This is a genomic window from Paenibacillus sp. 203, assembly GCF_037027525.1.
In the GTDB taxonomy this organism is placed as follows: domain Bacteria; phylum Bacillota; class Bacilli; order Paenibacillales; family Paenibacillaceae; genus Paenibacillus; species Paenibacillus polymyxa_B.
In genome coordinates, this window is sequence record NZ_JAXCHD010000008.1 from 215601 (window position 1) to 241738 (window position 26138).

The window sequence follows — 26138 nt, forward strand, 5'->3', positions numbered from 1 at the left end:
TACATTTGTTTTAAAATGGTTATATTCAAGAGAGCGCGGGCACAAGCACCGGCTCTCTTTTTGCTATCGGTATGTAAACGTCCAACAGGTATGCAAAGGGAAACCCAAGTGAAAGCTGAAATAGTAGGGAGGATGGGGACAGGATAATGATGGGGAGAGGAGGATATAGATGAAAAAACTCCAAAAGCAACGACGTACTGACATCTGGCTGCTTATAGCTGCAGTAGCCATTTTGATCTGTGCGGTCCTGGCCAGTATGGCTATACGGAATGTTCCGGGGCCGAAAGCAGAAAATAACGTCAACATGTGGCTAACAACACCCGATCCGGCGAATCGCCTAACCCAACAAACCCCGATCCGTTGGGATAAGGATAACAGTAAAGAAAATGCAGCGAATGCGGATACACTGACGGTTGAGATTAAGCCAGATATTCATTATCAGACGATGGAGGGATTTGGCGCAGCGGTGTCCGGTTCGTCCGCATACCTGATGAATCATGGCATGTCTGCCAATCAGCGTGATCAGCTGCTAAATGATTTGTTTACAGCCAGTGGCATTCAACTAAGTTATATTCGCCATACCATTGGTGCCTCAGATTATTCCGTAGATGAACAGGGACAGCCTGGTAGCTATACCTATGACGATGTGGCAACAGGCAAGGACTATGAGCTGAATCATTTCTCCATCGCCAAGGATCGGGATGTGATCGATGTATTGAAGCAAATCCTGAGAAGAAACCAGGATTTAAAGATTATGGGAACCCCATGGACAGCTCCGCCCTGGATGAAATATGGGGAGCAGATTTATAACGGCTGGTATTTGGACTATACCGATCCGCGTGTCTACCAGGCATATGCTGACTATTTTGTTCGTTATCTACAGGCTTATGCGAACGAGGGAATTCCGATTCAGGCGATTTCCATTCAAAATGAGCCAGAATTCACGACGCCCAAGTATCCCAGCATGAGTATGGGAGCAGCAGAACAGGCGAATTTTATTAAACAATATCTGGGTCCCACCCTAAATCGAAACCATTTATCTACTCACATTATTGCCTTTGACCATAACTGGGATACAGGGAGCGAATATGCCAAGACCGTGTTAGGAGATGAACAGGCTCGAAACTATACGCACGGAACGGCCTTTCATTGCTACAAAGGAGAGCCCACAGCGATGACAGATGTGCATAATGCATTCCCTGATAAGCCTGTATATATGACAGAATGTAGTGGGGGAGCGTGGAGTCCGGGCTTTGGAGATAATTTGAGCTGGGATATGTCCAAGCTGATCATTGGTGCACCCCGAAACTGGTCGCAAAATGTCCTCTTTTGGAATATCGCACTTGACCCGTCCGGGGGTCCGACCAATGGGGGTTGCGCCAACTGTAGAGGTGTAGTAACCATCGACCCGTTAAGCGGTGCAGTTACGAAAAATGTGGAGTACTATGCGATTGGGCACGCCAGCAAATTCGTCCGTCCAGGTGCGGTACGTATTGATTCTACACATTATAGTGGGAGTATTGAAACGGTCGCCTATCGCAACCCCGACGGTACGCTTGTCCTGATTGCCGCCAATACGGGAGAGAACACAAAGACATTTAAGGTTCGGCAGGGAAATAAGGTTTTCAAATCTACCCTTCCATCCAAGTCCGCGGCTACCTTTCAATGGAATCCTACGGCTTCCTGACACGGCCTGTACATCAACGTTTTAGAGCGCTTAGCCCATCTGGGTGAGCGCTCTTTTTTCATTTGCTACAAAACCCAGACTGCGAAAAAAAATTAATATTGTTCAGAATTGGTTCAGAGGCGGATGATAAGATCTTTTCACTAATAACAAGAATGAACCGTTTACGGGGGATAGTCTGATGAATCAAGAAACGAATAAAGAATGGCAAAAAGTGCTGATGGTGACGTTGCTGGCAGGTATGGCATGGGGACCCCATTATTTTACTTTTTTAAGAGTCCAGCTTAAGTAGGTCGTAGGAGTTGCTGGCAGAGCGACTATATTTCAGGTTCATCAAGAACCACAGGAGGCATCTCTTTTGTTTTTTTCACAATATGTCGATGGTGGAGACGGTCGCATCGTGCTGCAATTGTTTTACAACCGAGAATGTGACTTCTCTCATAAATTAGAAGGATATGAGCTGGAGGTTCACCAATTCATGAAAAACACGAACCGTATGAACGTATCCAGCATAGCACTATATCCGGTTAATCCAGTAATACCGTATCTGATCATAAATAGCTCCTTTTACGATTTCATGGATGTGACGAATGTTGCCTATTTTAATCAAGAGGGTCATTTCTATAACCCAAATGAATTTAATACGGTCGCATATGTACTCAAATATCATGAAACTATACCCGAAAGGTACTTATCAATATGTAGGCAGGCATACACCTTAATCGGTGTGTTTGTCTGAGCTCGCTGTCTTTTGAAGACAGGTCATGAATTCTTATAAAGGTGTAACCCATCAACTATCGTGGGTTACGCCTTTTTGAATACTGAGCATTTTGTATTCATCCAAGCCTTTACTGTACAAGGAGATTTTCAACATGAAACCAGGGGCATGGGGAGTTCTTCCGCAGCAGTATCAATATGCTTGAACAATGTACCCAACTGAATTACAATACAATTGATAATGATTTTTAATATCAATTAGAATGAAAAGGGGGAGTTGGACTACATGTTTGGATTGACCAAAAAGCTACATATTTATACAGCACTTATTCTGTTGATATCGGTGCTGGCTGGCTGTGCCTCGGGTGGAACTACAGGGACAACAGACCCTTCAAGTAAGTCTGCAAGTGGTAATGAGAGCAATGCAGCAGGCAGTGGTGCGGACGAGCAGACCAGAGTTATCAAACATGCCATGGGTGAAACGACAGTTAAGGGAACTCCGAAGAGGATTGTAACCTTGTTCCAGGGTGCCAATGATGTTGTTGTTGCACTTGGTGTTAAGCCAACGGGTGTTGTGGAATCCTGGGTTCAGCAACCCGTATATAAATATTTGAGAGATGATCTGGATGGTGTGACGCAAGTAGGTCAGGAATCACAGCCGAATCTGGAAGAGATCAACAAGTTGAAGCCGGATCTAATCATTGCCACCAAAACAAGACATGAGGATATCTATGATCAACTGTCCCAGATTGCTCCAACGGTAGTTACCGAGACTTTGTTTGACTGGAAAGAGACGGTAAAGACGGCTGGTGAAGCGATGAATATGAAGGAACAGTCGGACAAGTTGCTTGCTGATTGGGATGCAAGGGTAGCGGATTTTAAAGGCAAAATGGGTGACCGTCTTCCCGTTGAAGCGACTATTACGAATTTTAGAGCCGATCAGGTTCGCATTTTCTATATGGGATACGCCGGAAAAATATTGAAAGAGCTTGGATTTACCAGACCGCCTGGACATGATGAAGACACCTGGGGGGTGGAGTTGACCTCGAAAGAGAACATCCCCGATATGAACGCAGATATGATCTTCAACTTTAATTCAGGCACGGAAACAGAAGCTATTGAGAAAAACTATAAGGATTGGACCAGCAGTCCGCTCTGGAAAAATCTCGATGCGGTGAAGAATAATAAGCTAGTACAGGTTGATGAGGTGGCCTGGAACATGGGGGGCGGATACACATCGGCCAACATGATGCTGGACGACCTATACAAGCAGTTCAATCTGAACTAATGGGAGCAAGACCTGCCATGTACCAGGACATTCGTATACGAAGCGTATGGGCAGGCAGGTCTTTTTGCATTTCACGGATGAAAGAGTGAGAATATGTTTCCCCTTTTTACGAAGGCAAGTGCGAAAATTTATGGACTATCCGGCTTATTCATTTTGCTATTACTCGCCTGTGTAGCCAGCATGATACTGGGACGTACACACATAACATTTCAAATAGCAGTGAATGCACTACAACACTATGACGAAAGCTCAGTGGAGCATGTCGTACTTCTGACGGAACGTTTGCCACGCACAATTATTGCCGCTGTTGTTGGTGCAAGTTTGGCGGTGGCGGGAGGACTCATGCAAGCGCTAACTCGTAATCCGCTCGCTTCACCAAGTGTGTTTGGGATCAATGCGGGCGCCATCTTTTTTATCGTTATTGCCATCGTGGTGCTGTCGGTGTCCTCGCTCAGTACGATGATGTGGTTTGGTTTTGCCGGGGCAACCATCGCAACAGTGATTGTGTACGTGCTTGGGTCCATCGGTCGTGATGGTCTGACTCCCATCAAGATTGTGCTGGCGGGTACCGCTATCTCTGCACTTTTTGCTTCGTTCACACAGGCAATCCTGGTGCTAGATGGAACGGGATTACAGGACGTGTTGTTCTGGCTTGCAGGTTCAGTGAGCGGTCGAACACTTGACATGCTGTATCCTGTACTGCCATATATGACGGTTGCCGCTGTGATATCCCTGTTTATGGGCCGGGCAATCAATCTGCTTTTGACCGGTGATGATATCGCCAAGGGCATGGGACAGAACGTGCTACTGGTTAAGGTACTTATGGGAGCCGTTACAGTATTGCTGGCCGGTGGTTCTGTTGCGGTGGCCGGTTCGATTGGTCTGGTAGGATTAGTCGTACCGCATATCATGCGGGCGTTTGTAGGCAACGACTACCGCTGGCTTGTTCCCTACTGTATTCTGGGCGGTGCCATTTTGTTATTGGCGGCGGATGTGGTTGCACGGCTGATCATCATGCCGCAGGAAGTTCCGCTTGGCGTTATGACAGCGCTCATTGGTGGTCCCTTCTTCGTCTATATTGCCCGCAAGGGGGGGACAAAGATATGAGGAAGATGATTACTTTTCGCAATAAAAAAGATACGTTATCCTTGCAAATGGAGCACAAATCGCTGCTCATTATCGGAATCTGTATGGTTTTGGTATTGATTGCATCCATTGCAGGAACCAGTGTGGGTAATGATTTTATATCTCCGCTGAATGTGCTACAGACGATTTTCGGTCTGGGCACAGGTGATCATGACTTTGTCGTGTTGACGCTAAGGCTGCCGCGTGTGCTGTTATCGTTGCTTGTGGGTGCAGCACTAGGCATGTCCGGTGCCCTATTGCAGGGGATTATCCGTAATCCGCTCGCTTCGCCGGATGTGATCGGGATAACGGGAGGAGCTGCCGTTGCCGCTGTAGGTTTTGTCACCCTGCTGGGTGGAACCATCAGTATCAAGCTGTTACCGTTGTTTGCCATTATGGGGGCGATGATTACTGCAATCATCATCTATCTTCTTGCCTGGAAAAAAGGAGTTAGCCCGATTCGGCTGGTGTTGATCGGAATCGGAGTGTCAGCCATTACGGGGGCCGGGACGACCTTCATGCTGATCCTTAGTCCATTCTATACGGCTGGTCAGGCGTATATCTGGCTGACGGGGAGTGTGTATGGAGCATCGTGGACCGATGTTAGAACAATCATCCCGGTGATTGTAATCGTGCTTCCGTTGGCGATCTGGTTTGCCCAGAGTCTGAACGCACAGGAATTCGGGGATGATCTGGCCACCGGGCTGGGGGTCACTGTACAGCGTCATCGTTCAGCGCTGCTACTATGCAGTGTACTGCTGGCCGGGGCTGCTGTAGCTGTCGCGGGGACGATTGGTTTTGTCGGTCTGATTGCGCCGCATATTGCCCGGAAGCTGGTAGGGCGCATGTTTGGCAGCATGTTCATCGTTTCGGGTCTGGTCGGTGCCCTGCTTGTGTTTGCTGCTGATCTGATTGCCCGTACGGTATTTCTGCCGCTTGATGTTCCGGCAGGGGTATTTACCGCCGGGGTAGGAGCACCGTTTTTCTTGTATCTGTTGTTCAAGAATCGAAATCAGTTTTGAGGAGGAGAATGCTGTGAGTATTCTGGAAGCCAAGGACCTTACGATCGCCTATGGCGCAGAGCCTATTATTGAGAATTTGAACCTGACTATTCCCAAGGGGAAAACTACTGTCCTGATTGGCAGCAACGGTTGCGGGAAGTCCACCTTGCTGCGAACGATGGCGCGACTGCTGAAGTCCAGTTCAGGCTCGGTACTGCTGGATGGCGAGGAGATTGCGAAGTTGCCTACCAAGGAAATTTCAAGACGCATGTCCATTCTGCCACAAGGTCCTTCTGCTCCAGAGGGACTGACGGTAAACCAACTGGTTCGGCAAGGGCGGTACCCACACCAGACATGGCTGAAACAGTGGTCCTGTGAGGACGAACGCATGGTCAGGCTTGCGCTGGAATCCACACATCTGACTGCTCTGGCTGATCGGCCCGTGGACGCATTATCTGGCGGACAACGCCAGCGCGCCTGGATTGCGATGACACTCGCACAGGGAACAGAAACCCTGCTGCTGGATGAACCAACGACTTATCTGGATATGACCCATCAGATTGATATTCTGGATCTGCTGTTCGATTTGAATGAACAGGAGGGGCGCACCATAGTGATGGTGCTTCATGATCTGAATCTTGCGTGTCGCTATGCTCACCATATTGTGGCTGTCCACAATAAGTCCATCTACGCGGAAGGAAAACCGGAAGACATTGTTACGCAGGACATGGTCCGCACGGTCTTCCAAATGGAGTGCGACATTGCGGTTGATCCGCTGTTTGGCACACCCATGTGCATTCCGCACGGGAAAGGAAGGATGTTAAATGAAACCACACGCTACAGCCACTTGGCTTGATGATCAAGAGATGCAGGCCTTGGCTGCCGAATATCGTCTGACCTGGGAGCTCTCGACAGATCGTACATTTTCGATGCCATTTACGGACTTGCTGGACCCGTCCAAAAGCCTGAACTATTTGCAAGGGGTGAGAGGCATCTTTGAGACGGACTCCGAAACGGCTACTGTATCTCTCTTTGCTAAACGATATGCTTACTTGATCACAGCTTCGGGTCTCTATGCCATGTCACGCTTCAACAAAGGCTTGAATTATGAGATTGCCAACGGCACGATTGAATCCAGTTATTACGGAGAAGCATGGCTTCCCAAGGCTCGGCTGACCGATTGGCAGACGACCTCACCAGAGGCGGATCAGCGTGACGTATGGAGAGATCAGGTGATTGAACAGATGTTCGCCGGCAATCTGGCTAAGGTATGGCAATCGCTGTCCAAGGCAACCCGGATTTCCCGTTCAGTCCTGTGGGAGAACACGGCCATTTACGTATACTGGCTCTATGAGAACAAGTTTGCCGAAGGAGCCACGCCTGAAGAAAAGCAGCGTGTCGAAGAGGACTTCCATTATCTAATTTGTGATGCACCTGCGCATCTCTTTGGTGAATCCCGTAACCCGCTCAAGCAGTTTAATACGCCCAAACGGGCAACAGCTGTCTCAGATACACCTATTCGTGTACGCAAAACTTGTTGTTTCTATTATCTCGCCGCAGATGATCCAGAAGATTGCTGCCCGACCTGCCCCAAATTAAAGCATTAATACCGATGATTATCATCCACATCCCCAGCCTATACTTCATTGCATCTCAATACAGCGAATAGCACAGGCAAGCTTATGACATAACGAAATTCAGAGCTTGCCTTATTTGTTGTGTGGGGGTTATATCATCAATTGAGACTAAACCATGCCTAGAATAGCTGTTTTTATAACATTAATCAAAGATATTTATAACATCTAGTAGGATAAACGTACTTTTTCTATAAGATGCAGTGAGACATTATGATTACTTGTTTAATCTTATTTAAGGTATCTGGTAGATTTCGCCATGGAGCACCAATTGAGCCGCCCAAAGCATAGCATTTAGTATGTGTCGATTGTCCACGGAGGTATGTCCTATTTGTGGTTTTCTTTCAGGTGGAAACATCTTGGATTTCGTATCATGTATTCATCTAATTTTTTTAACCTATTTATTCCTCGTTGAGCAGTTTGAGGACACAGCCTAGTTTGAAATATAAAAAAACTTTTTAGGACTCTTATTTTCTCTCCAATAACTCACTATAGTAGTCGGATATTCCATTTACTCCCATTAATTTATGAGCTGGAATACCCGAAATTCTCTAAACGGAAGATTTCGAAATAGCTATATCATGATTTTTCAAATATTCGATTGCTTTTTTGAGTTTTTCTTTGTTCTCTATTGTGACTCAAATTGCTCAGCAGCTTTCCAACACTTAGATATTTGAGCCTCGTCATCTTTCTCTTGAAAAGACTTTCTTGAAGCAGCAATCAAATGATTTAAACCAGAATCATGTAGTGTTTCAGGAGAAATACCACTCTGAACAAAGAAATCTTCCATAGAACACAATCTATTTTGTTTTTCACAGTCTTTTAGATATTTAGCTAGTAATGTATTTATGTTTTTATGGACGTGTGGTCCTCTCTCACGTTTCGGTAAGTTTATTAGCAAATGTTGAACTTCTTTTTGATAGTAACCGTTTAATTCCTATTTTACTAACGTCCCTGTTAGTTGAATAAGAGTACAATTTGTGATTTATTAGGAGGACAGGAATTGATGCATCAGCAGAACGACTTTCGCACATAAGACTTATCGGAGGAATTTATGGATAATAAAAGGTGCTTTTCAATTGGGGAAGTTTCTAGATTAAAAAATGTTACGATAAAAGCCTTACGTTATTATCATAATATTGGCTTGTTGATACCTGCATACATTAATTCCAATAACGGTTATCGCTATTATACAATTGATCAATTCATCTATCTGGATATTATAAAAATTTGTAAGCAAAGTAATGTAAGTGTTAAAGAAATTAAAGCCTTATTTGCTAAAGCCGATACTAATTACCTTAAACTTTACTTAGAACAGAAAAAAGAAGAAATTCATAAAGAAATAAAGAAATTAGAACAACTTAATAAACGAATAGAACTATTAAGGGCAGCTATTCATTCATCTGAAGATGAACTTATGAACAATGGATTTAATATTCAGACATTTGAAGACAGATACTTTTTAAGTTTACCTACACAAGGTGGAGAACTTAATAAGATAAAGTCATTCGATAAATTAGATGAAAAATTAGGCGAATTTGCAGCCCATACGTTTCAGTATGGATTAATTTTTTCATGTCACTATGATAATTGGGAAATCAGTGATGTATTTCGTCTAATAACATCAGATGATTATAGATTACTTAAAGATACCTCTAATGTACCTGAATTACCCAAGGGGGAATATTTAACTGTTAATTGTACGAGAGATACTGAAATTGAAACATTTCAATTAGTAAAAGAATATTTGAAGAAAAACAGTTTGACGTGTAATAAGGTTTATATGTTTTATTTAGTGACAGATGTTTTTAATCAATATAATCACTTCTCCCAATTTCAAATAAGTCTAAAGCCCACCCCATAAATGAAGTGGACTGACTTTTAGCTTAAAGTTTGTATTCATAAATAAAATTTGTATTTTCGAGTTTACCGATAGGTAGATTAAATACAGTTGCTTTTTCATCAAGACGGACAAACCCATTATGGTCATAGAATCCATAGTTACACATTGTGTCTGTATACAGATAAATTTTATTTGCTTTTGTATCTCTTAAGTAAGAGATGAGCTCATTAAATAATTTTTTTCCTACCTTTTTTCCTCTAGCTTCTTCAGAAACAGCAAAGAATTCTAAGCAACCCTGAAACTCATTTTCTTTTCCTCTAATTAACTTGCTGTTTGCCTCATTAGTCATGGAGGTGAGTTCAACAAATACTTTTCGTTCTATGTCATTTAGATTTAAGAGTTGTAGCAATTCACTTGTATAATCTTCTTGTAGCAATCTATAAGATGTTGCTTCACCAACTCTTGAACCAAAAATTACACCAATGACTTCTCCATCTAATGTAGCTACTCTTCCAAAAGTACTTCTGTTTAATATTGGACTTATGAACATCATTGTAACTGCTGCATTTATGATGCTCTCATCCTCGATAAAATCTTTTGCGTTCCAAGTATCTGCAATAATTGCTTTAATAGGTTCTATATCCTCTTTTCTAATGTCTCTAATATCTAAGTTCATTTTGACTTCCTCCTTTTAATTGATTAGCTTACAAATTGAGTTTAATGTCTCCTCTAATGGGGAGAGTCAAGTATTTATTGCAATGCTTTTTTTCAACTAACCGTTTATTGAATAAAAAGGCTCTCCTTATTTCAGGAAAGCCGCCGTAAGTATATTAAAAAAGAACAAAATTCTGCCGATGGTTAATACCACAAGTCGATACTCATCTTGTTAAAATATCTTTTTTCATTTTATTCCCGTCTTTACTCGCTTTACGGGCATTTGCGTTGTCTCATTTGGATGTTATAAGCTGTCTCATTCGATAATTTAATTAGTCTCCATTGATGTTATAACCCACATTGTGCCCATTGTTCCATGTACAATCCTTCATTTGGGGATTCTCTCCCTGCAAAAACATCTTTTTTTTCCTAAAAAGCTTATTATTGACAAGGTGACTGAAATTGCCATAAAATAGATTTTGTTTGAAACTGATAATCATTATCAATATTATTTCCATCAAATCAAACCGATGAAAGCACAACCAGGAGCGAACGCCTTCATTCGGTCGGGGAGGATTTTCATTGTTTCCGAAAGGAATTCATAATCTGCAAAACCGACTCATCATAAGCAAAGCAAGAGAAATGGGAATAACCTGCGAGCCACTTCTCGCAGAATGTGAAGATTTTCTAGAATTGTCCTATGGGGACAAGCGCAGAGTCATTAATAAAACCAGATCGCATCGTCTACCCTTGATCGCTGGACTGCTCGCTAAGAACAAGCAGGTATGTAATATGCTACTGCATGAGCGGGGAATGCCTGTGCCGCCGTTTATCGTTATCGAGGCAATGGGTGACAAGGCAGCGCAGTTTCTGAAACTGCATCGTTCCATTGTAGTGAAGCCGCTGGACGCAAGCGGCAGTGCAGGTGTGACACTGGACGTTCGAACAAACGAGGAACTGGAAGCGGCTATTGCCCGGGCGGGTACCCATAGTAACAGCATCATGCTACAGCAATTCATAACGGGTTTGGATTATAGGGTACTGATCATTAACGGGGAAGTGGCAGCAGTAAATGAGTATCGGCCTGTCTTTGTAGAAGGGGACGGCACCTCAACCATCCGGGCGTTGATTCGAATGTTGAATCGGCAGCGAATCCAGCATACCCGTATAGGGAAGTTCGAGGCCTTTCCCAAGATTGATGAAGACGCAGAGCCTTTGCGAAAGGTTCTGCTTGGACAGGGAATCACGCTGGAGGAGGTACCTGCGGCAGGAAGAGAGATCGAGCTATATGATCTTCGCAATTCGGCCGCCGGAAACATTAGTGAGTTTTATGTGGACTGTACAGAAGCGATTTTTCCTGATAATGCACAAATGGCAATTAAAGCCGCAGAAGCTCTCCAGATTGATGTGGCTGGCATTGATATCCGTTGTGGGGATATCGGCCAGCCGCTGACAGCAGATCAGGGAGGCATTCTGGAAGTCAACGCATTGCCGGACCTGACGCACCATGTCTTTCCCTTTGGGGGAACCACACGTGATGTCGTCCGATTGTACCTGGAATATCTTTTTGAAATGGAACATCATTTCGAAAAGTCGATTACAGAATAAGGGCAATTCATTGCCTGTTATGGCTCAATGTCCCGCTTACTTTGTTCTCGCTCCTATGGTGTGGTCGGTACATTCGAATGTGTGTGCCCACCCGCCGCAAGCGGTGGCATCCATCCAGCATTCTGCTGCTGGTCACCAGTGCAGGTCTCTGGATGATAGGTCTGCTAAAGACTTGCCGGGGTCGGAACACCAGCGAATATGGCCCGATGAGCGGCACTGAAAGAGGTTAGTAGGCTCTCGGCTGTGCCATCCTGTTGGCCTTGTCCCTCGTTTTATTTATAACCCGAAAGAAGGTTGGCAACATTGTTCGAGATGGAAAACAGGCTCAGGTCTGAAGCAGAGCAGCAGGCGAATGTACACTCTTGTAAGTTGCTGCTCAATTGTTATATCCGGGAGCTTGCGGTGGAGAAGGAGGGCGACATTCGGATTAATCCAGATGCGATGACGTACGCAGTTGCTTTTCAGGCCAGCGGGGTGACGATAACCGGACAATTCGCGTATTACTCGGCTATGGGTGAGCATGAGTACCGAAGCATACAACAGCTTCACGGGCAAGCGGTGCATTATCAGGACCTGGTTCGCTGGATCACCCGGGAGCTGAGTGAAGACACGGCGTATGGAAACAGTCGGCATGAGCAAGGTGGGTTGACCCGTGCGGCTGCTGTGCGTGATTTTGCGGAAAAGGTAGATAACAGCGTGAATAATCTTGTGCTGTATATCGAGCAGGCTGCTGGACTTGGCATGTATGATTACTGTACTTCCGAACAGTCTCTGGTGTATGGACATCCCTTTCACCCGTTTCCCAAAAACTCCAAAGGTTTCACTGAACACGACGTACGGATGTACAGCCCGGAACTGCGTACCTCGTTCCAACTCTGTTACGTTGCTGTCAGGAAGGACGTATATAGGCAGGAATGGGTAGATGATCCCACCAGGATCAATCTGCATGCCAGCCTGCACGGGCATGTGGAACAAGTTTGGGAAGCGGAGTACGGTGAGCATGGGGATGAGTATGAACTGCTGCCTGTCCATCCCTGGCAGTATACGTACGTATTGAGCTTGTCCGAGGTCCAGCAGTATATTCTGGACAAGAAACTCATTCCGATAGGCAGCTGTGGACCGAAGGCCTATCCGACCTCCTCGGTACGCACCGTTTATATTCCAGAGCTGAATTGCAATATCAAGCTGTCACTGAACATACAGATTACCAACATGATTCGCACCAATAGTGCGGAGCAGATGCGAAGGACGCTGGACGCCTCCAGGTACGTCAGGCAGCAAAATTGCTTCGGTGCAGATCAGCATACGCAGATTGCCTATGAGACAGGTGTAGCCACTTGTGATTTTCAGGAGGAAGAATTAACAAGTTTGTTTACTGTCGCATACAGACCGATTGAGTTTGACCCGGAATGTACATATGTCCTGTCGAGTCTGGTAGAAGCTCCCTTGCCGGGAATGCAATCACGACTCATGACGATGCTGGGTGGCGTACGTGCTGAAGCCGAGCGCTGGTTTGCACGTTATCTGACCTTGTCTTTGCTGCCCATTGTACGAGCGGCCGGAGAGCGAGGCATTCACTTTGAAGCTCATTTGCAAAATACTCTCGTGACGCTAAGAGACGGAATGCCTGAGGCATTTATCGTGCGTGACTTGGAAGGAGTCAGTGTCGATGAGGAGCTGATCCATGAGGTGGATACCGCTCCCTCTAGATTGTTGTTTTATCCACGGGACAAGGCTTGGGCGAGGACATCCTATTACTTTATCATCAATCATTTGGGTTCCCTCATTCATGCGATGGCAAGGGATGTGAACATACCGGAGGAGCATTTCTGGGCAAAGGTCCGCGAAGTGCTGGTGAAGGAACTAGACCGAACTGGAAACGTATATGTGCAGCATTTGCTGACCGCGGACAGTTTTCTGGCGAAACAAAATCTGGTGAGCTGTCTCAAGGGGATCAGTCAGACCCCGGCGTATGTGACGGTGAGCAATATAATGAACCGAATAGGGAGTGAAGTGGCGTGGGGTTCATAGGGTACAGGGCTGAGAAAGGTCACAAGACGGCAGTATACACGGATGTACAGGAACGGATCATGCGGCAGACGCTGGAAGCCATGTGGTTCGAGGGTATCCTTGACTGTAAGGTGGATGGGAACGAATGGCGCACTGTGGGGCGGAATACGTCAGGGCAGGCTGTGACATACAGCTGTGAGGCGGAGCAGAAATTTTCATTTGGCCGAGTGAAGGTGGCGAAGGGCTCGATTCGAAGAGAGGGCGTGCCCTGCACCGATCTGGATCTGTTTCTGGAGGAAATGGTACTGAACCTTCTGGAGGGTGCGAATGTGACGGCCTTCATTCAGGAATTGCTGGAGACGATGGCGAAGGACAGCCAGTGCCGGGCTTTGCTGCCTGAGAAGATTCCGGATAAAGACCGACACTACGATGCCCTCGAAAGCCATATGAGCGACGGTCATCTCTACCATCCAAGCTACAAGTCGAGGCTTGGCTTCACCCTAAAAGACAATCTTGCTTACGGTCCAGAGTTTAACTCGGATGTGACCGTATACTGGATTGCCGTGAAAGAAGGACTTGTGCAAACGGCTCTCTCCACAGGCTACACGTCAGAACAGTTGGTGAGACAACATCTCACAGAGGCGGATATCAGCCGATTTGATCGGATGCTTCAGTCGGAAGATTCTGAGGGGTATCGCTATATGTTCATTCCTGTTCATCCATGGCAATGGGAACACCAGCTGGAATCGGTGTTTGCCCGGCAACGAATGAACAGAGATATCGTTTTTCTCGGCCCTTCGGCATCAGCTTATCGCGCCCAGCAGTCCATTCGTTCCCTGTCGAACCGAATGAATCCAGAAGCGCCTTATCTCAAGCTGGCACTGAGTATTACCAATACGTCCAGTACACGTATTCTCGCACAACACACGACCCAGAACGCACCGCTGATCAGCGACTGGTTGGAAGCACTGATTCGGGAGGATGAGTTGCTGCAACGGGAACAGTTTGCCATTCTGAAAGAAATCATGGGACTCTCGCTCCGGTACGAGAACTTGCCTGCAATCCAGTATGGACGAGCGTATGGCACAATCGGGGCGATCTGGCGTGAAAATGTATCTGTTCATCTGCAAGAAGGCGAGACAGCTTGGCCCTTAAATGCACTTATGCTAGTACAGTCGAACGGGGTACCGTTTATCCAGGGTGCAGTTGAGCGTCATGGCATTCAGAAGTGGAGTGAAGCCCTCGTTCGAACGGTATCGCTACCCATTATTCATCTGCTCTATGCACACGGCATTGCGCTGGAATCGCATGCCCAGAATATCATTCTGGTGCTGGAAAATGAACTACCGAAACGGATCATCATCAAGGATCTTCACGATGGTGTCCGCTATGTACCCGAGAAGTTGCTGAACCCAGAAAGAGCCCCGAAGCTGCACCCCGAACCGGAGACCCATCGCAAGTTCAATCGGTATTCCTTTATCTACGCAAGTGATGTGTCGGAAGTCCGGGACTATACGTATGATGCGTTCTTTTTTATCTGCATGACGGATATTGCGCTGACGCTGGAGAAGTTCGGTCTGACGGAAGAAGCGTTCTGGCAACTGTGCGCGGCTACGATTATGGACTACCAGCGGGAGCATCCAGAGTATGAGGAGCGGTTCGAGTGGTTTGATCTTTTTGCCGAGGATGCGCTGATTGAAGAGATGACCAAGCGCCGCCTGTATGGGGACGGAGAGCTGTATTTCCGTAAGGTCAGCAATCCGCTGAAGTTGGCGAAGGACGTTTTCGGATGAGAACCAACACGCTTAAGGAGAAAATTGAACGTAAACAGCCAGTGTTCGGCCTTTTTGTCTCTATCCCGCATCCGGTCATCATCGAGATGATTGGACATGCGGAGTATGATTTTGTAATTATCGACCTGGAACATGCCGCAACGAATATGGAATCGGTGGAAGAGCTGGTTCGTGCTGCGGAACTGGCAGGGATGACCCCGCTGGTACGCATCTCAAAGGTAGAGCGAGCAGAGATTCTAAAGGTATTGGATTGCGGCGCACAAGGCATCGTCATACCTCATGTGGAACAGCGGGAGCAGGTGGAGGAAGCGGTTCGTCATGCGTATTATCATCCGCTTGGCATGCGGAGTCTGAACAGTGGGCGACCGGGGGTATTCGGCAAGTATCCACTCACCGGGTATATTCAGGAAGCGAATGAACAGGTGATGGTTGTACCGATGATTGAAAGTGTGGAGGGCGTCCGGCAAAGTGCGAGCATTCTATCTCATCCCCAGGTGAGCTGGGTACTAGAGGGGGCGGCAGACCTGTCGCAATCACTTGGCGTACCGTGGCAGACGGAACATCCAGACGTGCAACGTTCGCTAGGTGCATTACATGAAGCCGCGAAGCAGTGCCAGGTACCGTATGCAACGGTGGCCAGAAGCAAGGAAGGCATGGCGCTGTGGGCGGAACGGGGGGTATACATATACGTGTTGGGCGATGACAGGAATACGGCTTTTCGGGCGTACGAACAGAAACGGAATGACTATGGAAATGCGGGTGGATTGATATGAAATCAAGCGTATGGAATATGATCCATGAACTGCAAAAAGATAGTGAAGACCCGGTATGTGCTTATGTTTACGATCTGGCTGGTATTCAGAAGCAGGTCCGTCACATGCTGCACACGCTGCCCAGAGGCATACGGCTGTTCTATGCCATAAAGGCCAATCCGGATTCTCGAATTATTGAGGCTTTGCTGCCCTGGGTTCACGGGTTCGAGGTAGCATCCATTGGCGAGTTGCTCAAGGTGAGGAGCGTAAGTAGCGAGGTTCCAATCCTGTTTGGCGGTCCGGGGAAAAAGGAGAATGAGTTGAAGCAGGCTATCGAGCATCAGGTGCGTTTTATTCATGTGGAGAGCCTGCTGGAACTGCGGCGTGTCATCGCCATTGCTACAAGGAGAGGAGAGGAAGTTCGCATTCTGCTGCGGATCAATCTGAGAAGTAGCACATTGCCACGGACCCGGATTGTAATGGGCGGTGGTCCGAGTCCATTCGGCATGGATGAGGAGAGCGTGGAGGAAGCAGTCCGGGTCATTCGTGAGGAAGGTGCGGGTTCGATGCGTTTATGCGGATTTCATTTTCACTCGTTATCGAACAATGTGGACGCAAGACTGCATGCCGAGATGATCGAGCTGTATTTGCAAAAGGCGGAGATGTGGCAGCAGACATATGACCTGCATCTTGAAGTAATTAACGCTGGAGGCGGGTTTGGTGTCACATATGATGGTAGCCCCGGGTTCGACTGGTCCCTGTTCACATCCCTGATTGAGCGAAGTGAAGCTAGAGGGCGCCTTGCTTCACGCGGCATACAGTTGTATTTCGAGCCAGGTCGCATGCTTGTCGCTGACCACGGTTATTATGCGGCAGAGGTTACGGATATCAAAACATCGCATGGTCAGCATTTTGCCGTGTTAAGAGGAGGTACACATCATAATCGTCTGCCCGCATCATGGGGACACAACCATCCATTTCACATTATGTCTACGGACCGTTGGGGGCATTCGTTTGCAAGACCAGAGGTACGGGACAACAAAGTTCACGTGGTCGGAGAACTGTGCACACCCAAGGATCGTATGCATTCAGATGCGGAAGTAGAGCGGCTACGTGTAGGCGATATTGTTGTGTTCGAGAAGTCGGGAGCCTATTGCTGGACCATCTCGCATCATGATTTTCTGGGTCATCCGCACCCGGCATTCCATTATTTGACGGAGGACGACAACCATGTCAACAGTGATGAAGCGTGCCAGTCTACAAGACGCTGAGCGCCGGATTATGGAGGATCTGATCAATGCATTTCTGGCCGAGCAATTGCTTCCGCTGGAAGGGCATCCGTTCATTGAACTCTCTACTTCACCAGAACCGTTCCGCCGAATGTTTCTGGGGGATGGTAATGGAGGTCCTCCGCAGAGCGGACGAGGAATAGCTGACGGACTCGACGGCAATGTCGCAGGCAAGGATAAGCAGGATGAGAATGGAACAGGTAGGCATAGTGGACAGCTTATGCTGCATCGGAAAGGGATTTTGTTTCTGGTGGAAGCAGGCAAAAGGCAGGGATATCAATGGCTACAAGGTTCACCTGTCTATGGAGAGACACCGGATGGAGGATGGAAGCTTCTTGAATCTCCAGCAGTCGTAGGACAGGCTGTGCTTCGGATGACGCTTTCCGATGAAGCATACGCGCATCCCGGGGTTGCGGAATTCTTGACAGGCATGGAAATAGCCACCGAGCAATTGGCACTGGGACTCCAGCAAGTGCAAGGGCTGGGAGAACAAGTTCCGTTCAATGCCTACGATTGGTTTATCAAGGGAGAGCAGGTTGCAGCGCTACGAGATCGTCCATTTCACCCCACCTCTAAGGCCAAGGTGGGATTCACAGAAGCGGATGTGGCCCGGTATGCAGCGGAATTCAGGAAGGAGATCCCGCTGCGATGGGTGGCGGTGCGTTGGGATGCCGTACAACAGGGATGTGGGGAAGGGCTGTCCACACTGGATGTACTGGATGAAGAACAGCGGAGCAGGCTGGAAGCAGAATTGGCCCGGAAAGGCCTGAATCTGCAAGAATACATGCCCATGCCAGTACATCCATGGCAGATGGAGCATATCATCTTGCCGCGTTTTACTGGAGAAATCGCGGACGGCACCATCATTGTACTGGATATCGAATTGGGAGAGGTGCAGGCGACATCGTCCCTGCGCTCGATGGCTCCGATGGAGGAATCCACACAGATGCTCAAGCTTCCGGTCAGTGTGTTGTCTCTCGGGGCCGCCCGCTATCTCCCGGTGGTGAAGCTGCTGAATGGTCTGGCTGGGGAGAAGATGTTACGACAGGCGGTGGCCTGTGATGAATCGCTCACAGGTAAAGTGTGGCTCTGCGAGGAACGGAACTGGTGGGGATACATGCCGGAATCCATGGGATTGTTCGATGATCATCCTCGCCATCTGGCCGCCCAGATTCGCATCTATCCGCCAATGTTGCTGGAAGAAGGTGTGCAGGTCATTCCCATGGCTGCGCTTGGGGTGACGCTGGAAGGTCGCCATATGTTATCCGACCTGCTGGGCAGAGAATTAACCAGTGAAGAGGTCATGGGATTCTACACCGATCTGACGGCGTTATTCTATGATGTGGTGATGCGGCTGTTCAAGGTAGGCGTTGTACCCGAAATTCACGGTCAGAACTGCTGCGTGGTCCTGCGGGACGGACAGGTGAACGGCCTGTTATTCCGTGACCACGATTCCGTACGTTTGCATCAGCCGTATCTGGACAAACACGGCATTGCGGACCCGGGTTATCATATTCGGCCAGGATACTCGAACAGCTTGTATAATGAGACGATCCGCAAGCTGATCTTCTACGTGCAGTCGCTGGGCACGCAGGTGAATCTGGCTGCAATTATGGAAGCGCTAAGCGAGGTGTATCCTATCCCGGAAGCGAAGTTATGGGATATTACCGAGCAGGTGTGGAAGGAAGCGCTACGGGTGGTGCCGCTTCCCGAAGCTGACCGGGCCGAGCTGTTCCAAGCGGTATTCGAGAGCAGGGAGTGGCCGGTGAAGCTCATTGTCCGTCCGTTGCTGGAAGCGGACGGTGTGCCTGGGGCGATGCCATCGGGCAAAGGCACAGGGCATAATCCTTTTTACAAAGGATAGAGTTGTGGCTAGAATGTTAGTTTAGATAGGGTGAGCGATGACGGAGGTGACCCGGTGTAATCGGGTTGCCTTTTTTAGGTAAGAGTTCATTGATAGCAGTGAGTGCAGTCACATAGACACATACAAAAACATGACTATAATGAACACATAGTTAAAATTTAGTCTTTATGGAGCTGACGGCTCCAAACATCTCACTTACAAAGGAGAGAATTCATCTCATGAGCATACATTTAGAATTGGATTCCTTGTCCGTTGAAAGGCTAGAAATGGCCCTTTCAGGACGACCGGGAATGTTCAAGTTGTTTTATGACACCGAGGATTGCGGATGCAATGGCGTACTTGTCATCTTGGTTGTCACTACGCCGAATGCAACTGATAAAGTAGTTCAGTCTGAGCCTTATTCTTTTTGGGTAGATCGCCAGCAGGAGCAGCAGTTCGATAGCAGAATGCGGCTTGAGGCAGACCCTAGTTACCCGTCATTCAAGCTAAGCAGTGATGCCGGTATATTTAGTAGCAACATTAGAATTAAAGATGTCCGCATAAAATCGTCTGAGGAGTGATATGGAATGGAAAAGGATAATAGCGATGGGTAAACCATCCATTCAGAACTAGCACCAAACTCCAAAAGACGAACCTGATCCAGCCCAATTGGAAGAGGTTCGTCTTTTGCGTTATATTCAATTCGTTCCTCCAAAAAACGAAGTGTTTAGTGGGCTGCTCTGAAGTGGTACAATAACCTTTATGATAATCGGAGAAGGACGTTGAGAAGATGAAAAACTTGCTCGTTTCGGGCTATCGTGCCCATGAGCTGAATATTTTCAGTCAGAAGCACGAAGGCATTCCATATATTAAAAAGGCGATTGCAGGCAGGCTTATTCCCCTAATTGAAGAAGGGCTGGAATGGGTGATTACCCCCGGTCAATACGGGGTGGATTTGTGGGCCTGTGAGGTCGTTACTGCACTAAAACAGCAATATCCCCACCTAAAATGCTCTATTATGATGGCTTATCAAAATATGGAGGAAAAATGGAAAGAGGACAAAAAGGAATATTTTCAGCAGATTTGTGCCGAAGTTGACTATGTGGGAGTAGTTAGTCGTCAGCCCTATCAGGGAATATGGCAACTCAAGGCACGGGATGAACTCCTTTTCCGCAAAACAGACGGTTTATTGCTTGTTTACGATGAGGATGCCGGAGAGGGCAGCCCACGTTTTATGAAGGAACTTGCATTGAAAAAACAACAGGCAGAGGGCTATCAGTATATCAGCATCAGCTCGGAGGATATCCAGAGTATCGCGGATGAAGAAAGATTATTCATGGACCTCTGATTTTTAAAGCATTAGCCCGGATTTTTGAACAAAAAGGACGTGCTCGTCCCTTTACATTGATGTAAGCGCTATCATAAAATTTAAACAACAATAACTTATCAGTCACATAAAATAAATTTATTGAAAATACAAACCATGAAAGGAGCTAATGATTCAGATGAACAAAAGGTTTCGGTATGCTGCGTTGCTCTGTCTCGGTGTTATGTTGAGTGGAGTGGTCACCCCGATGGATAGCCAGGTCTCTGCTGCCTCTACGAGGCAAATGGAAAAGCTAAACCGTGGAGCCGTTGCTGTTAAGGTGCGTGAGGGTGTACTGGTGAGCTGGCGCTTGCTGGGCACGGAAGCGGATTCGGTCGGCTTTAATTTGTACAGAGGGACAAGCAAGGTGAACGATACGCCGATTACATCGAGAACCAACTTTTTGGACAAGGCAGGTACGACCTCATCTTCGTATACCGTTCGTGCCGTGGTCAATGGAGCAGAGCAGGCCGCTTCTCCTGCGGTGAAGGTATGGAACAACAACTATCTGGATGTTCCGATCCAGCAGCCCGCGGGAGGCACAACCCCGGATAGTGTGAACTACACGTACCACGCCAATGATGCCAGCGTAGGGGATCTCGATGGAGATGGCGAGTATGAGATTGTGTTAAAATGGGACCCTTCCAATGCCAAGGATAATTCGCAATCCGGTTATACGGGAAATGTATTTTTGGATGGCTACGAGCTGGATGGAACACGCAAATGGCGGATCGACCTGGGACGGAACATACGGGCTGGAGCCCACTACACACAATTTCTCGTCTACGATTTTGATGGAGATGGTAAAGCAGAGATCGTATGTAAAACAGCAGACGGCACGGTAGATGGTGAAGGTGTGAAGATTGGGGACGCTTCGGCTGATCATCGAAACACGAGTGGATATATTTTGAAAGGTCCCGAGTTTCTAACTGTGTTCTCAGGTGATACAGGCAAGGCTCTTAGTACGATTGACTATGTACCACCACGCGGAACGGTATCGAGCTGGGGAGATAATTATGGTAACCGTGTAGATCGTTTTCTCGCCGGGGTTGCTTATCTGGATGGCGTGAGACCCAGCATTGTGATGGCACGTGGTTATTACACCCGCACCGTTCTGGTCGCATATGATTGGCGGAACGGCAACCTGAGCCGACGCTGGACCTTTGACAGCAACAGCTCCACCAATGCTGGAACGGCTGGACAGGGGAACCACAGTTTGAGCGTGGCGGATGTGGATGGAGATGATAAGGATGAGATCGTGTATGGCTCGCTGGTTGTAGACGATAACGGAGCGAAGCTGGCTAACACGGGGATGGGACATGGAGATGCACTTCATGTTGGCGATCTGGACCCCGACCGTTCAGGTTATGAAGTGTTCAAAGTGAACGAGGACAAAAATGCCACCTACGGAGCTGCCATGTACGACCCGCGTAATGGAAATATTTTATGGGGCGTAAATACAGGCAAGGATACCGGAAGAGGCATGTCGGCAGACATTGACCCGCGGACTAAAGGGAACGAGCAGTGGGCACCGGGTATTGGTTTGCGTTCAGCCAAGGGACAGCTCATTACCAACACGCTACCGTCATCCATTAATTTTGGCATCTGGTGGGATGGGGATCTCCTCCGTGAACTGCTGGATCATACCTCATCAAGCGATGGAAAAATAGACAAGTGGAACTATACGAACTCGACTACTTCCAACTTGCTTACGGCAACAGGAACGAGTTCCAATAACGGAACCAAAGGAACGCCGTCCTTGCAGGCCGATCTGTTCGGTGACTGGCGTGAGGAAGTCATTTGGCGCAAAAGTGATAATTCGGCGCTGCGTATCTACACAACACCATACGAGTCAGAACACCGATTCTACACGCTTATGCATGATCCAGTGTATCGCCTGAGTGTTGTCTGGCAGAACGTAGCTTATAATCAGCCGCCGCACACCGGGTTTTATCTGGGAGAAGGGATGTTCAAGCCCCAGCAGCCGAATATATATACTCCTTGATATGTCGTTCGGTAGTGGTCTGAAAGCAGGTAGAATGAACAAGAACAGAGAGGGCTCCAAGCTAATTGGAGCTCTTTTTGTCATGACAGCCCACAAGATAACGTATGATTTCCATAAAAATGGGAACATTAGTTCTTATTGGTGGAACATATGTATGAAAAAGGAGGCGGAATCGGTGAGTTCTTTAACGACTGAAGCCATGATCGAGCTCGTAACTAATGTCGGATTCCCTGCTGCATTAAGTCTGATTCTGTTAAAATACATCCTTGTCACTTTGAGTCGCAGATTGGAGGAGCTGGACCGATCTGTTAAGCAACTGTCGCTATCCTTGGAAGAGATGGAGGCAAAGCAGTTGAAACAGTCAGAACAACCGTCCCCGGCAAATACGGACAAACTTCGTGCAGAATGAACAAAAAAAGGCAAATAGAAACAATTTAGCAACCCAATCGAGAAGCGAAATTCTTATAATAGAAACGTGTGCAGTTTATGCAGACATATGATTATGGAGGTGTATATGAGTATGAAAATAAATACGAAGCTATCCGCACTATGCATTGCGGCCACACTTATGAGCGTGGCGCAGGCCGCCGCTGCCGCGCCCGCCGTGACCGCTCCAGCGGAAGCGACGCAACCGAGCGTGGCCAGTCCGGCCGCATCCGTCCCAGCCCAGGTGCCAGCACCCGCAGCGTCTGCGCCGGCTACGATGCCAGCCCCGGCGCAAGCGCCGTCGGTTCCAGCCGCCTCGACCCCGGCCGCAGCCGCAGGTTCTGCCAAAGCCGCTACACCCGCAGCTCCGTCTGCACCAGCACAGCGTCCATCTACATCGGTAGCGCCAGCGGCTGCTCCGTCCGTACCGTCGACTGTGAAGCCGTCTAAGCCGCAACAGCCGTCCACTTCGGCGCCAGCAGCCGCGGCTTCCAGCGTGAAACCGACGCAGCTGGACAAGCTGAATCACGAGAGTGCGGTTCCGCTTGTGCTGGAGGCGCAGTCTCGTTATCAGTATGCGATCAGTGGTGGCAGCCCGGTGGGTGAGTCGTTCCAGTTGAACGGTAAAAGCTACCGCTATCTGTCCGAGGATATCGGCACGAAGACCAAGCTGATCAGCTATTTGACGCAGGCCTATACCAAACAGGCCAGTGAGCAATTTGTCGGCAAATTTTTCGTTGAAGTCAACGGCAGACTAGCTCAGTTGAACGCAGATGGCGGAAATTTGCTAGAGTTCAACCGGGCTACGGCGAAAATGGTGACCATGACTCCGGTGAAGCGCAGCTATCTGCTGACCGTGCCTTATCCGGCAGAAACCAAGCAGGCGAATGCGAAAATCACCGTGAATTTTGAAAAGGTCGGCAACTACTGGAAAATCAGCTCCGCACCGCATGTCATTTTCTAAATTAAGATTTTGCAACAGGCTTCATATGGGGTAAAGTGATGTTAAGGCTTGTTTCGTAAGCCCTAATTCAATACAGGGGAGTGCTGTGCAATGATGACACCCATTAAGGTAAAAGACGTTAAGGATATTGAAAAAATCAATCAAATCGTTTCGAATTATACCTATGACATCTGGATTCATGGCAAAAGCGGCATGGCAGATGCCAAATCCATTTTAGGCATGTATGTGCTGAAGCTGGATGAACCGCTAACTCTGGTTGTACCTGACAATGTTAATCCCAAGAAGCTGTTCAAGGAGTTGGAGGAATTTATCCATTTTCCTGCTCAAGAAGAATAAAAGGCAAGAAAGCACCTGCTCTATTACTAAAATAACGCAAAGAAGCCGTGGAACCCTAGTCCCACGGCTTCTTTTTTAGTGTTCTTCCTCGTCCAAAAACGGGAGATTCACCGAATAGTACATAACCCCCATAAGCAACACGCCGCCAACCAGATTTCCGAGCGTGACCGGAACGAGATTATGGATCACACCAGCGACAGAAACCGTACCCGGATGATCCAGCACGAGCGCAATGGCGAAAGTACACATATTAGCCACACTATGCTCATATCCCGAAATGAAAAAGCAGAACACAAACAGCATCATGGCAAACATCTTTGCGCCATTTTCCTTCATAAACATTGGAACAAAAAAGGCAAGACAGACCAGCCAATTACATAAAATAGCTCGGAAGAATAGCTGCATTGCAGGCGCTTCCATTTTATGCTCAACCACACTCAGTAGAAAGCTGTTCACGCTGGAGGAGTCAAACAGCCCGGTCAAGTAAATAAGGAGTGCAAATACCCCCGCACCCAGCAAATTACCGCCATAGCTGGCAGCCCATAATCGAAGCACCTGCCCCCAGCGCAGCTTTTTACGGAGCGCAGCATAAGTGTAATAGAAGGTGTTACCTGTAAACAAATCCCCGCCGCCGTAAGCGATCAGAATGATGGCCGCTCCGAACGTGAGTGCCGCCATGGGATAAGTGAATGGAGAATGCTCCATGTAAAAAAAGTTGCCCGTCTTGAAGGCTACAATAACGCCGAACCCGATGAACATACTCGCCAGCATGGAACGTGCCAAATACCGGAGTAGGCTCTGCTTGTAAATTTTGTACTTCTTCATGGCTAGCTGTTCGACATTGCGTAAGCCTTCCGTCTCCATATTTAAGGACAACCTCCTATTTTCTCATATGTAAGTCTTTAAACAGACTTTATTTTTTCCGAAACATGTCCAGTCTATCAGCAATCCTGTTAGCTTAACAAACCAAGTTTTTGCAGTCCGTACAAAATACCGTCTTCATCTGCGCGTTTTGTGACCATTTTAGCTGCGGCTTTGGCTTCATCACAGCCGTTGCCCATCGCGACGCTGTTATGTATAGCTGTCAGCATCTCCACATCATTTAAACCATCGCCAAAGGCGTATTGATTTTCATCGGCAATGCCCAGTCTGGACGTAATTTCGCGGATGCCCTTCGCTTTGGAGCCAGAATGAGGGACAACGTCCACAGAACTCGGATGCCAGCGCACAAAGTCAAACGCCTTGAATACCGCTTCATAGAAAGGCTCTTCTTCTGCTGTACACATCAACAGCGTCTGATAAATATCTCTTCCCTGGAAATAGAGCGGATCGTATCCAACTGAAATCTTGGCCTTCAGCGTTTGGACCGATCTCTCCACAAGCTCATCGTTAGGGATATTGGCCTTCATATCCATATGATCCATATATACGAGAGCATGATTATGTGTGAGGGCCAGATCGGTCATCGCTTGCAACGCTTCTCTGTTCAACGGATTGGTAGCGACCACTTCCCCGCGAAGCACGACATATTGCCCATTAAAGCTAACGTAGGAGTCAATTTCCAACTGCTCGCGGATATCTTTGAACATAAAAGGCGCACGGCCTGTTGCGATGGCCACCTCATGTCCCAGCTCTTTCAAAGCAAAGACGGCCTTTTCTGCCGTTAACGGCATTTTCTTGTCATCGTCCAGTAACGTACCGTCGATATCAAAAAAGATAATTTTTTTGTCTGACATGTCCATACACCTGACTTTCAATAATGTATTGTCGAAATGAACTCATATGGATTCATTATATCAA

The 26138-nt window shown here is 47.6% G+C and carries 24 protein-coding genes; 20 read left to right on the forward strand and 4 right to left on the reverse strand.

All coding sequences use genetic code 11. From position 1 onward, the window contains the following. Positions 1-169: 169 nt before the first annotated feature. The 7 genes from WA407_RS19475 to WA407_RS19505 all read left to right on the forward strand — a co-directional run bounded on the left by WA407_RS19475 (position 170) and on the right by WA407_RS19505 (position 7422). The gene (locus WA407_RS19475) at positions 170-1687 is read left to right on the forward strand and encodes a glycoside hydrolase family 30 protein (RefSeq protein ID WP_336078176.1); all 1518 of its coding nucleotides are present in this window, start codon (positions 170-172) and stop codon (positions 1685-1687) included. A 355-nt stretch (positions 1688-2042) separates the two neighbouring features. Further along, a complete protein-coding gene (locus tag WA407_RS19480) occupies positions 2043-2423 on the forward strand; it encodes a hypothetical protein (RefSeq protein ID WP_254351129.1) in 381 nt (126 codons plus the stop codon). A 264-nt stretch (positions 2424-2687) separates the two neighbouring features. Next, on the forward strand, positions 2688-3689 hold the full coding sequence (locus WA407_RS19485) for an ABC transporter substrate-binding protein (protein WP_235307401.1): 1002 nt from the start codon (positions 2688-2690) through the stop codon (positions 3687-3689). A 93-nt stretch (positions 3690-3782) separates the two neighbouring features. Beyond that, positions 3783-4796 (forward strand): FecCD family ABC transporter permease, encoded by a 1014-nt coding sequence (locus WA407_RS19490; protein WP_336078177.1) that lies wholly within the window; start codon positions 3783-3785, stop codon positions 4794-4796. Continuing rightward, positions 4793-5836: a FecCD family ABC transporter permease gene (locus WA407_RS19495; protein ID WP_336078178.1), complete on the forward strand. Its 1044-nt coding sequence runs from the start codon at positions 4793-4795 to the stop codon at positions 5834-5836. Before WA407_RS19490 ends, WA407_RS19495 begins: the two co-directional genes overlap by 4 nt. Before the next feature lie 13 nt (positions 5837-5849). Further along, a complete protein-coding gene (locus tag WA407_RS19500; RefSeq protein WP_336078179.1) occupies positions 5850-6671 on the forward strand; it encodes an ABC transporter ATP-binding protein in 822 nt (273 codons plus the stop codon). Then, complete coding sequence (locus WA407_RS19505; RefSeq protein ID WP_336078180.1) at positions 6640-7422, forward strand: IucA/IucC family C-terminal-domain containing protein; 783 nt, start codon at positions 6640-6642, stop codon at positions 7420-7422. Before WA407_RS19500 ends, WA407_RS19505 begins: the two co-directional genes overlap by 32 nt. Positions 7423-8077: 655 nt before the next feature. On the opposite strand, the gene WA407_RS19510 is transcribed toward WA407_RS19505, so the two are convergent. After that, positions 8078-8239, reverse strand: coding sequence for a hypothetical protein (locus WA407_RS19510; RefSeq protein ID WP_172828301.1), 162 nt, complete (start codon positions 8237-8239; stop codon positions 8078-8080). Positions 8240-8503: 264 nt separating this feature from the next. On the opposite strand from WA407_RS19510, the gene WA407_RS19515 reads away from it, so the two are divergent. Next, positions 8504-9313 (forward strand): MerR family transcriptional regulator, encoded by an 810-nt coding sequence (locus tag WA407_RS19515; protein WP_061830581.1) that lies wholly within the window; start codon positions 8504-8506, stop codon positions 9311-9313. A gap of 22 nt (positions 9314-9335) precedes the next feature. Here the strand turns inward: WA407_RS19515 and WA407_RS19520 are convergent, their stop codons facing one another. Continuing rightward, on the reverse strand, positions 9336-9968 hold the full coding sequence (locus WA407_RS19520; RefSeq protein WP_254329656.1) for a GNAT family N-acetyltransferase: 633 nt from the start codon (positions 9966-9968) through the stop codon (positions 9336-9338). A gap of 560 nt (positions 9969-10528) precedes the next feature. Between WA407_RS19520 and WA407_RS19525 the strand changes: the two genes are divergently transcribed. The 12 genes from WA407_RS19525 (at position 10529) to WA407_RS19580 (ending at position 24338) form a co-directional block, all read left to right on the forward strand. Further along, positions 10529-11554, forward strand: a complete 1026-nt coding sequence (locus tag WA407_RS19525; protein WP_336078181.1) for an ATP-grasp domain-containing protein — start codon at positions 10529-10531, stop codon at positions 11552-11554. A gap of 312 nt (positions 11555-11866) precedes the next feature. Further along, a complete protein-coding gene (locus WA407_RS19530) occupies positions 11867-13585 on the forward strand; it encodes an IucA/IucC family protein (RefSeq protein WP_336078182.1) in 1719 nt (572 codons plus the stop codon). Then, entirely contained in the window at positions 13573-15357 is a 1785-nt protein-coding gene (locus WA407_RS19535) for an IucA/IucC family protein (RefSeq protein ID WP_336078183.1), read from the forward strand. Before WA407_RS19530 ends, WA407_RS19535 begins: the two co-directional genes overlap by 13 nt. Beyond that, positions 15354-16130, forward strand: a complete 777-nt coding sequence (locus WA407_RS19540) for an HpcH/HpaI aldolase family protein (protein ID WP_254329659.1) — start codon at positions 15354-15356, stop codon at positions 16128-16130. The genes WA407_RS19535 and WA407_RS19540 overlap by 4 nt, the downstream gene beginning before the upstream one ends. Further along, positions 16127-17380: a type III PLP-dependent enzyme gene (locus WA407_RS19545; protein WP_336078184.1), complete on the forward strand. Its 1254-nt coding sequence runs from the start codon at positions 16127-16129 to the stop codon at positions 17378-17380. The genes WA407_RS19540 and WA407_RS19545 overlap by 4 nt, the downstream gene beginning before the upstream one ends. Continuing rightward, positions 17340-19262: an IucA/IucC family protein gene (locus WA407_RS19550; RefSeq protein ID WP_336078185.1), complete on the forward strand. Its 1923-nt coding sequence runs from the start codon at positions 17340-17342 to the stop codon at positions 19260-19262. Before WA407_RS19545 ends, WA407_RS19550 begins: the two co-directional genes overlap by 41 nt. 218 nt (positions 19263-19480) lie before the next feature. Further along, complete coding sequence (locus tag WA407_RS19555; RefSeq protein ID WP_069291208.1) at positions 19481-19822, forward strand: iron-sulfur cluster biosynthesis family protein; 342 nt, start codon at positions 19481-19483, stop codon at positions 19820-19822. Positions 19823-20031: 209 nt separating this feature from the next. After that, positions 20032-20589 carry an SLOG family protein gene (locus WA407_RS19560; RefSeq protein ID WP_039272489.1) on the forward strand — a complete coding sequence of 186 codons (558 nt, stop codon included), beginning with the start codon at positions 20032-20034 and terminating at the stop codon, positions 20587-20589. Between the two features lie 157 nt (positions 20590-20746). Then, positions 20747-22612, forward strand: a complete 1866-nt coding sequence (locus WA407_RS19565) for a rhamnogalacturonan lyase (protein ID WP_442952044.1) — start codon at positions 20747-20749, stop codon at positions 22610-22612. A gap of 175 nt (positions 22613-22787) precedes the next feature. Then, on the forward strand, positions 22788-23021 hold the full coding sequence (locus WA407_RS19570; RefSeq protein WP_254329663.1) for a YvrJ family protein: 234 nt from the start codon (positions 22788-22790) through the stop codon (positions 23019-23021). A gap of 111 nt (positions 23022-23132) precedes the next feature. Next, on the forward strand, positions 23133-24002 hold the full coding sequence (locus WA407_RS19575) for a DL-endopeptidase inhibitor IseA family protein (RefSeq protein ID WP_336078199.1): 870 nt from the start codon (positions 23133-23135) through the stop codon (positions 24000-24002). Positions 24003-24092: 90 nt separating this feature from the next. Further along, positions 24093-24338 carry an HPr family phosphocarrier protein gene (locus WA407_RS19580; protein WP_071639720.1) on the forward strand — a complete coding sequence of 82 codons (246 nt, stop codon included), beginning with the start codon at positions 24093-24095 and terminating at the stop codon, positions 24336-24338. A gap of 75 nt (positions 24339-24413) precedes the next feature. On the opposite strand, the gene WA407_RS19585 is transcribed toward WA407_RS19580, so the two are convergent. Continuing rightward, positions 24414-25202 carry a formate/nitrite transporter family protein gene (locus tag WA407_RS19585; RefSeq protein WP_039272492.1) on the reverse strand — a complete coding sequence of 263 codons (789 nt, stop codon included), beginning with the start codon at positions 25200-25202 and terminating at the stop codon, positions 24414-24416. 89 nt (positions 25203-25291) lie between these two features. Then, positions 25292-26074 (reverse strand): Cof-type HAD-IIB family hydrolase, encoded by a 783-nt coding sequence (locus WA407_RS19590; protein ID WP_254327137.1) that lies wholly within the window; start codon positions 26072-26074, stop codon positions 25292-25294. Positions 26075-26138: the final 64 nt, after the last annotated feature.

Excerpts from the sequence above, each read along its gene's own strand:
- WA407_RS19475 (WP_336078176.1), top strand. The coding sequence starts at position 170 with ATGAAAAAACTCCAAAAGCAACGACGTACTGACATCTGGCTGCTTATA.
- WA407_RS19485 (WP_235307401.1), top strand. The coding sequence starts at position 2,688 with ATGTTTGGATTGACCAAAAAGCTACATATTTATACAGCACTTATTCTG.
- WA407_RS19490 (WP_336078177.1), top strand. The coding sequence starts at position 3,783 with ATGTTTCCCCTTTTTACGAAGGCAAGTGCGAAAATTTATGGACTATCC.
- WA407_RS19495 (WP_336078178.1), top strand. The coding sequence starts at position 4,793 with ATGAGGAAGATGATTACTTTTCGCAATAAAAAAGATACGTTATCCTTG.
- WA407_RS19505 (WP_336078180.1), top strand. The coding sequence starts at position 6,640 with ATGAAACCACACGCTACAGCCACTTGGCTTGATGATCAAGAGATGCAG.
- WA407_RS19510 (WP_172828301.1), bottom strand. The coding sequence starts at position 8,239 with ATGGAAGATTTCTTTGTTCAGAGTGGTATTTCTCCTGAAACACTACAT.
- WA407_RS19515 (WP_061830581.1), top strand. The coding sequence starts at position 8,504 with ATGGATAATAAAAGGTGCTTTTCAATTGGGGAAGTTTCTAGATTAAAA.
- WA407_RS19520 (WP_254329656.1), bottom strand. The coding sequence starts at position 9,968 with ATGAACTTAGATATTAGAGACATTAGAAAAGAGGATATAGAACCTATT.
- WA407_RS19530 (WP_336078182.1), top strand. The coding sequence starts at position 11,867 with ATGGAAAACAGGCTCAGGTCTGAAGCAGAGCAGCAGGCGAATGTACAC.
- WA407_RS19540 (WP_254329659.1), top strand. The coding sequence starts at position 15,354 with ATGAGAACCAACACGCTTAAGGAGAAAATTGAACGTAAACAGCCAGTG.
- WA407_RS19545 (WP_336078184.1), top strand. The coding sequence starts at position 16,127 with ATGAAATCAAGCGTATGGAATATGATCCATGAACTGCAAAAAGATAGT.
- WA407_RS19550 (WP_336078185.1), top strand. The coding sequence starts at position 17,340 with ATGTCAACAGTGATGAAGCGTGCCAGTCTACAAGACGCTGAGCGCCGG.
- WA407_RS19555 (WP_069291208.1), top strand. The coding sequence starts at position 19,481 with ATGAGCATACATTTAGAATTGGATTCCTTGTCCGTTGAAAGGCTAGAA.
- WA407_RS19560 (WP_039272489.1), top strand. The coding sequence starts at position 20,032 with ATGAAAAACTTGCTCGTTTCGGGCTATCGTGCCCATGAGCTGAATATT.
- WA407_RS19565 (WP_442952044.1), top strand. The coding sequence starts at position 20,747 with ATGAACAAAAGGTTTCGGTATGCTGCGTTGCTCTGTCTCGGTGTTATG.
- WA407_RS19575 (WP_336078199.1), top strand. The coding sequence starts at position 23,133 with ATGAAAATAAATACGAAGCTATCCGCACTATGCATTGCGGCCACACTT.
- WA407_RS19580 (WP_071639720.1), top strand. The coding sequence starts at position 24,093 with ATGATGACACCCATTAAGGTAAAAGACGTTAAGGATATTGAAAAAATC.
- WA407_RS19585 (WP_039272492.1), bottom strand. The coding sequence starts at position 25,202 with ATGGAGACGGAAGGCTTACGCAATGTCGAACAGCTAGCCATGAAGAAG.
- WA407_RS19590 (WP_254327137.1), bottom strand. The coding sequence starts at position 26,074 with ATGTCAGACAAAAAAATTATCTTTTTTGATATCGACGGTACGTTACTG.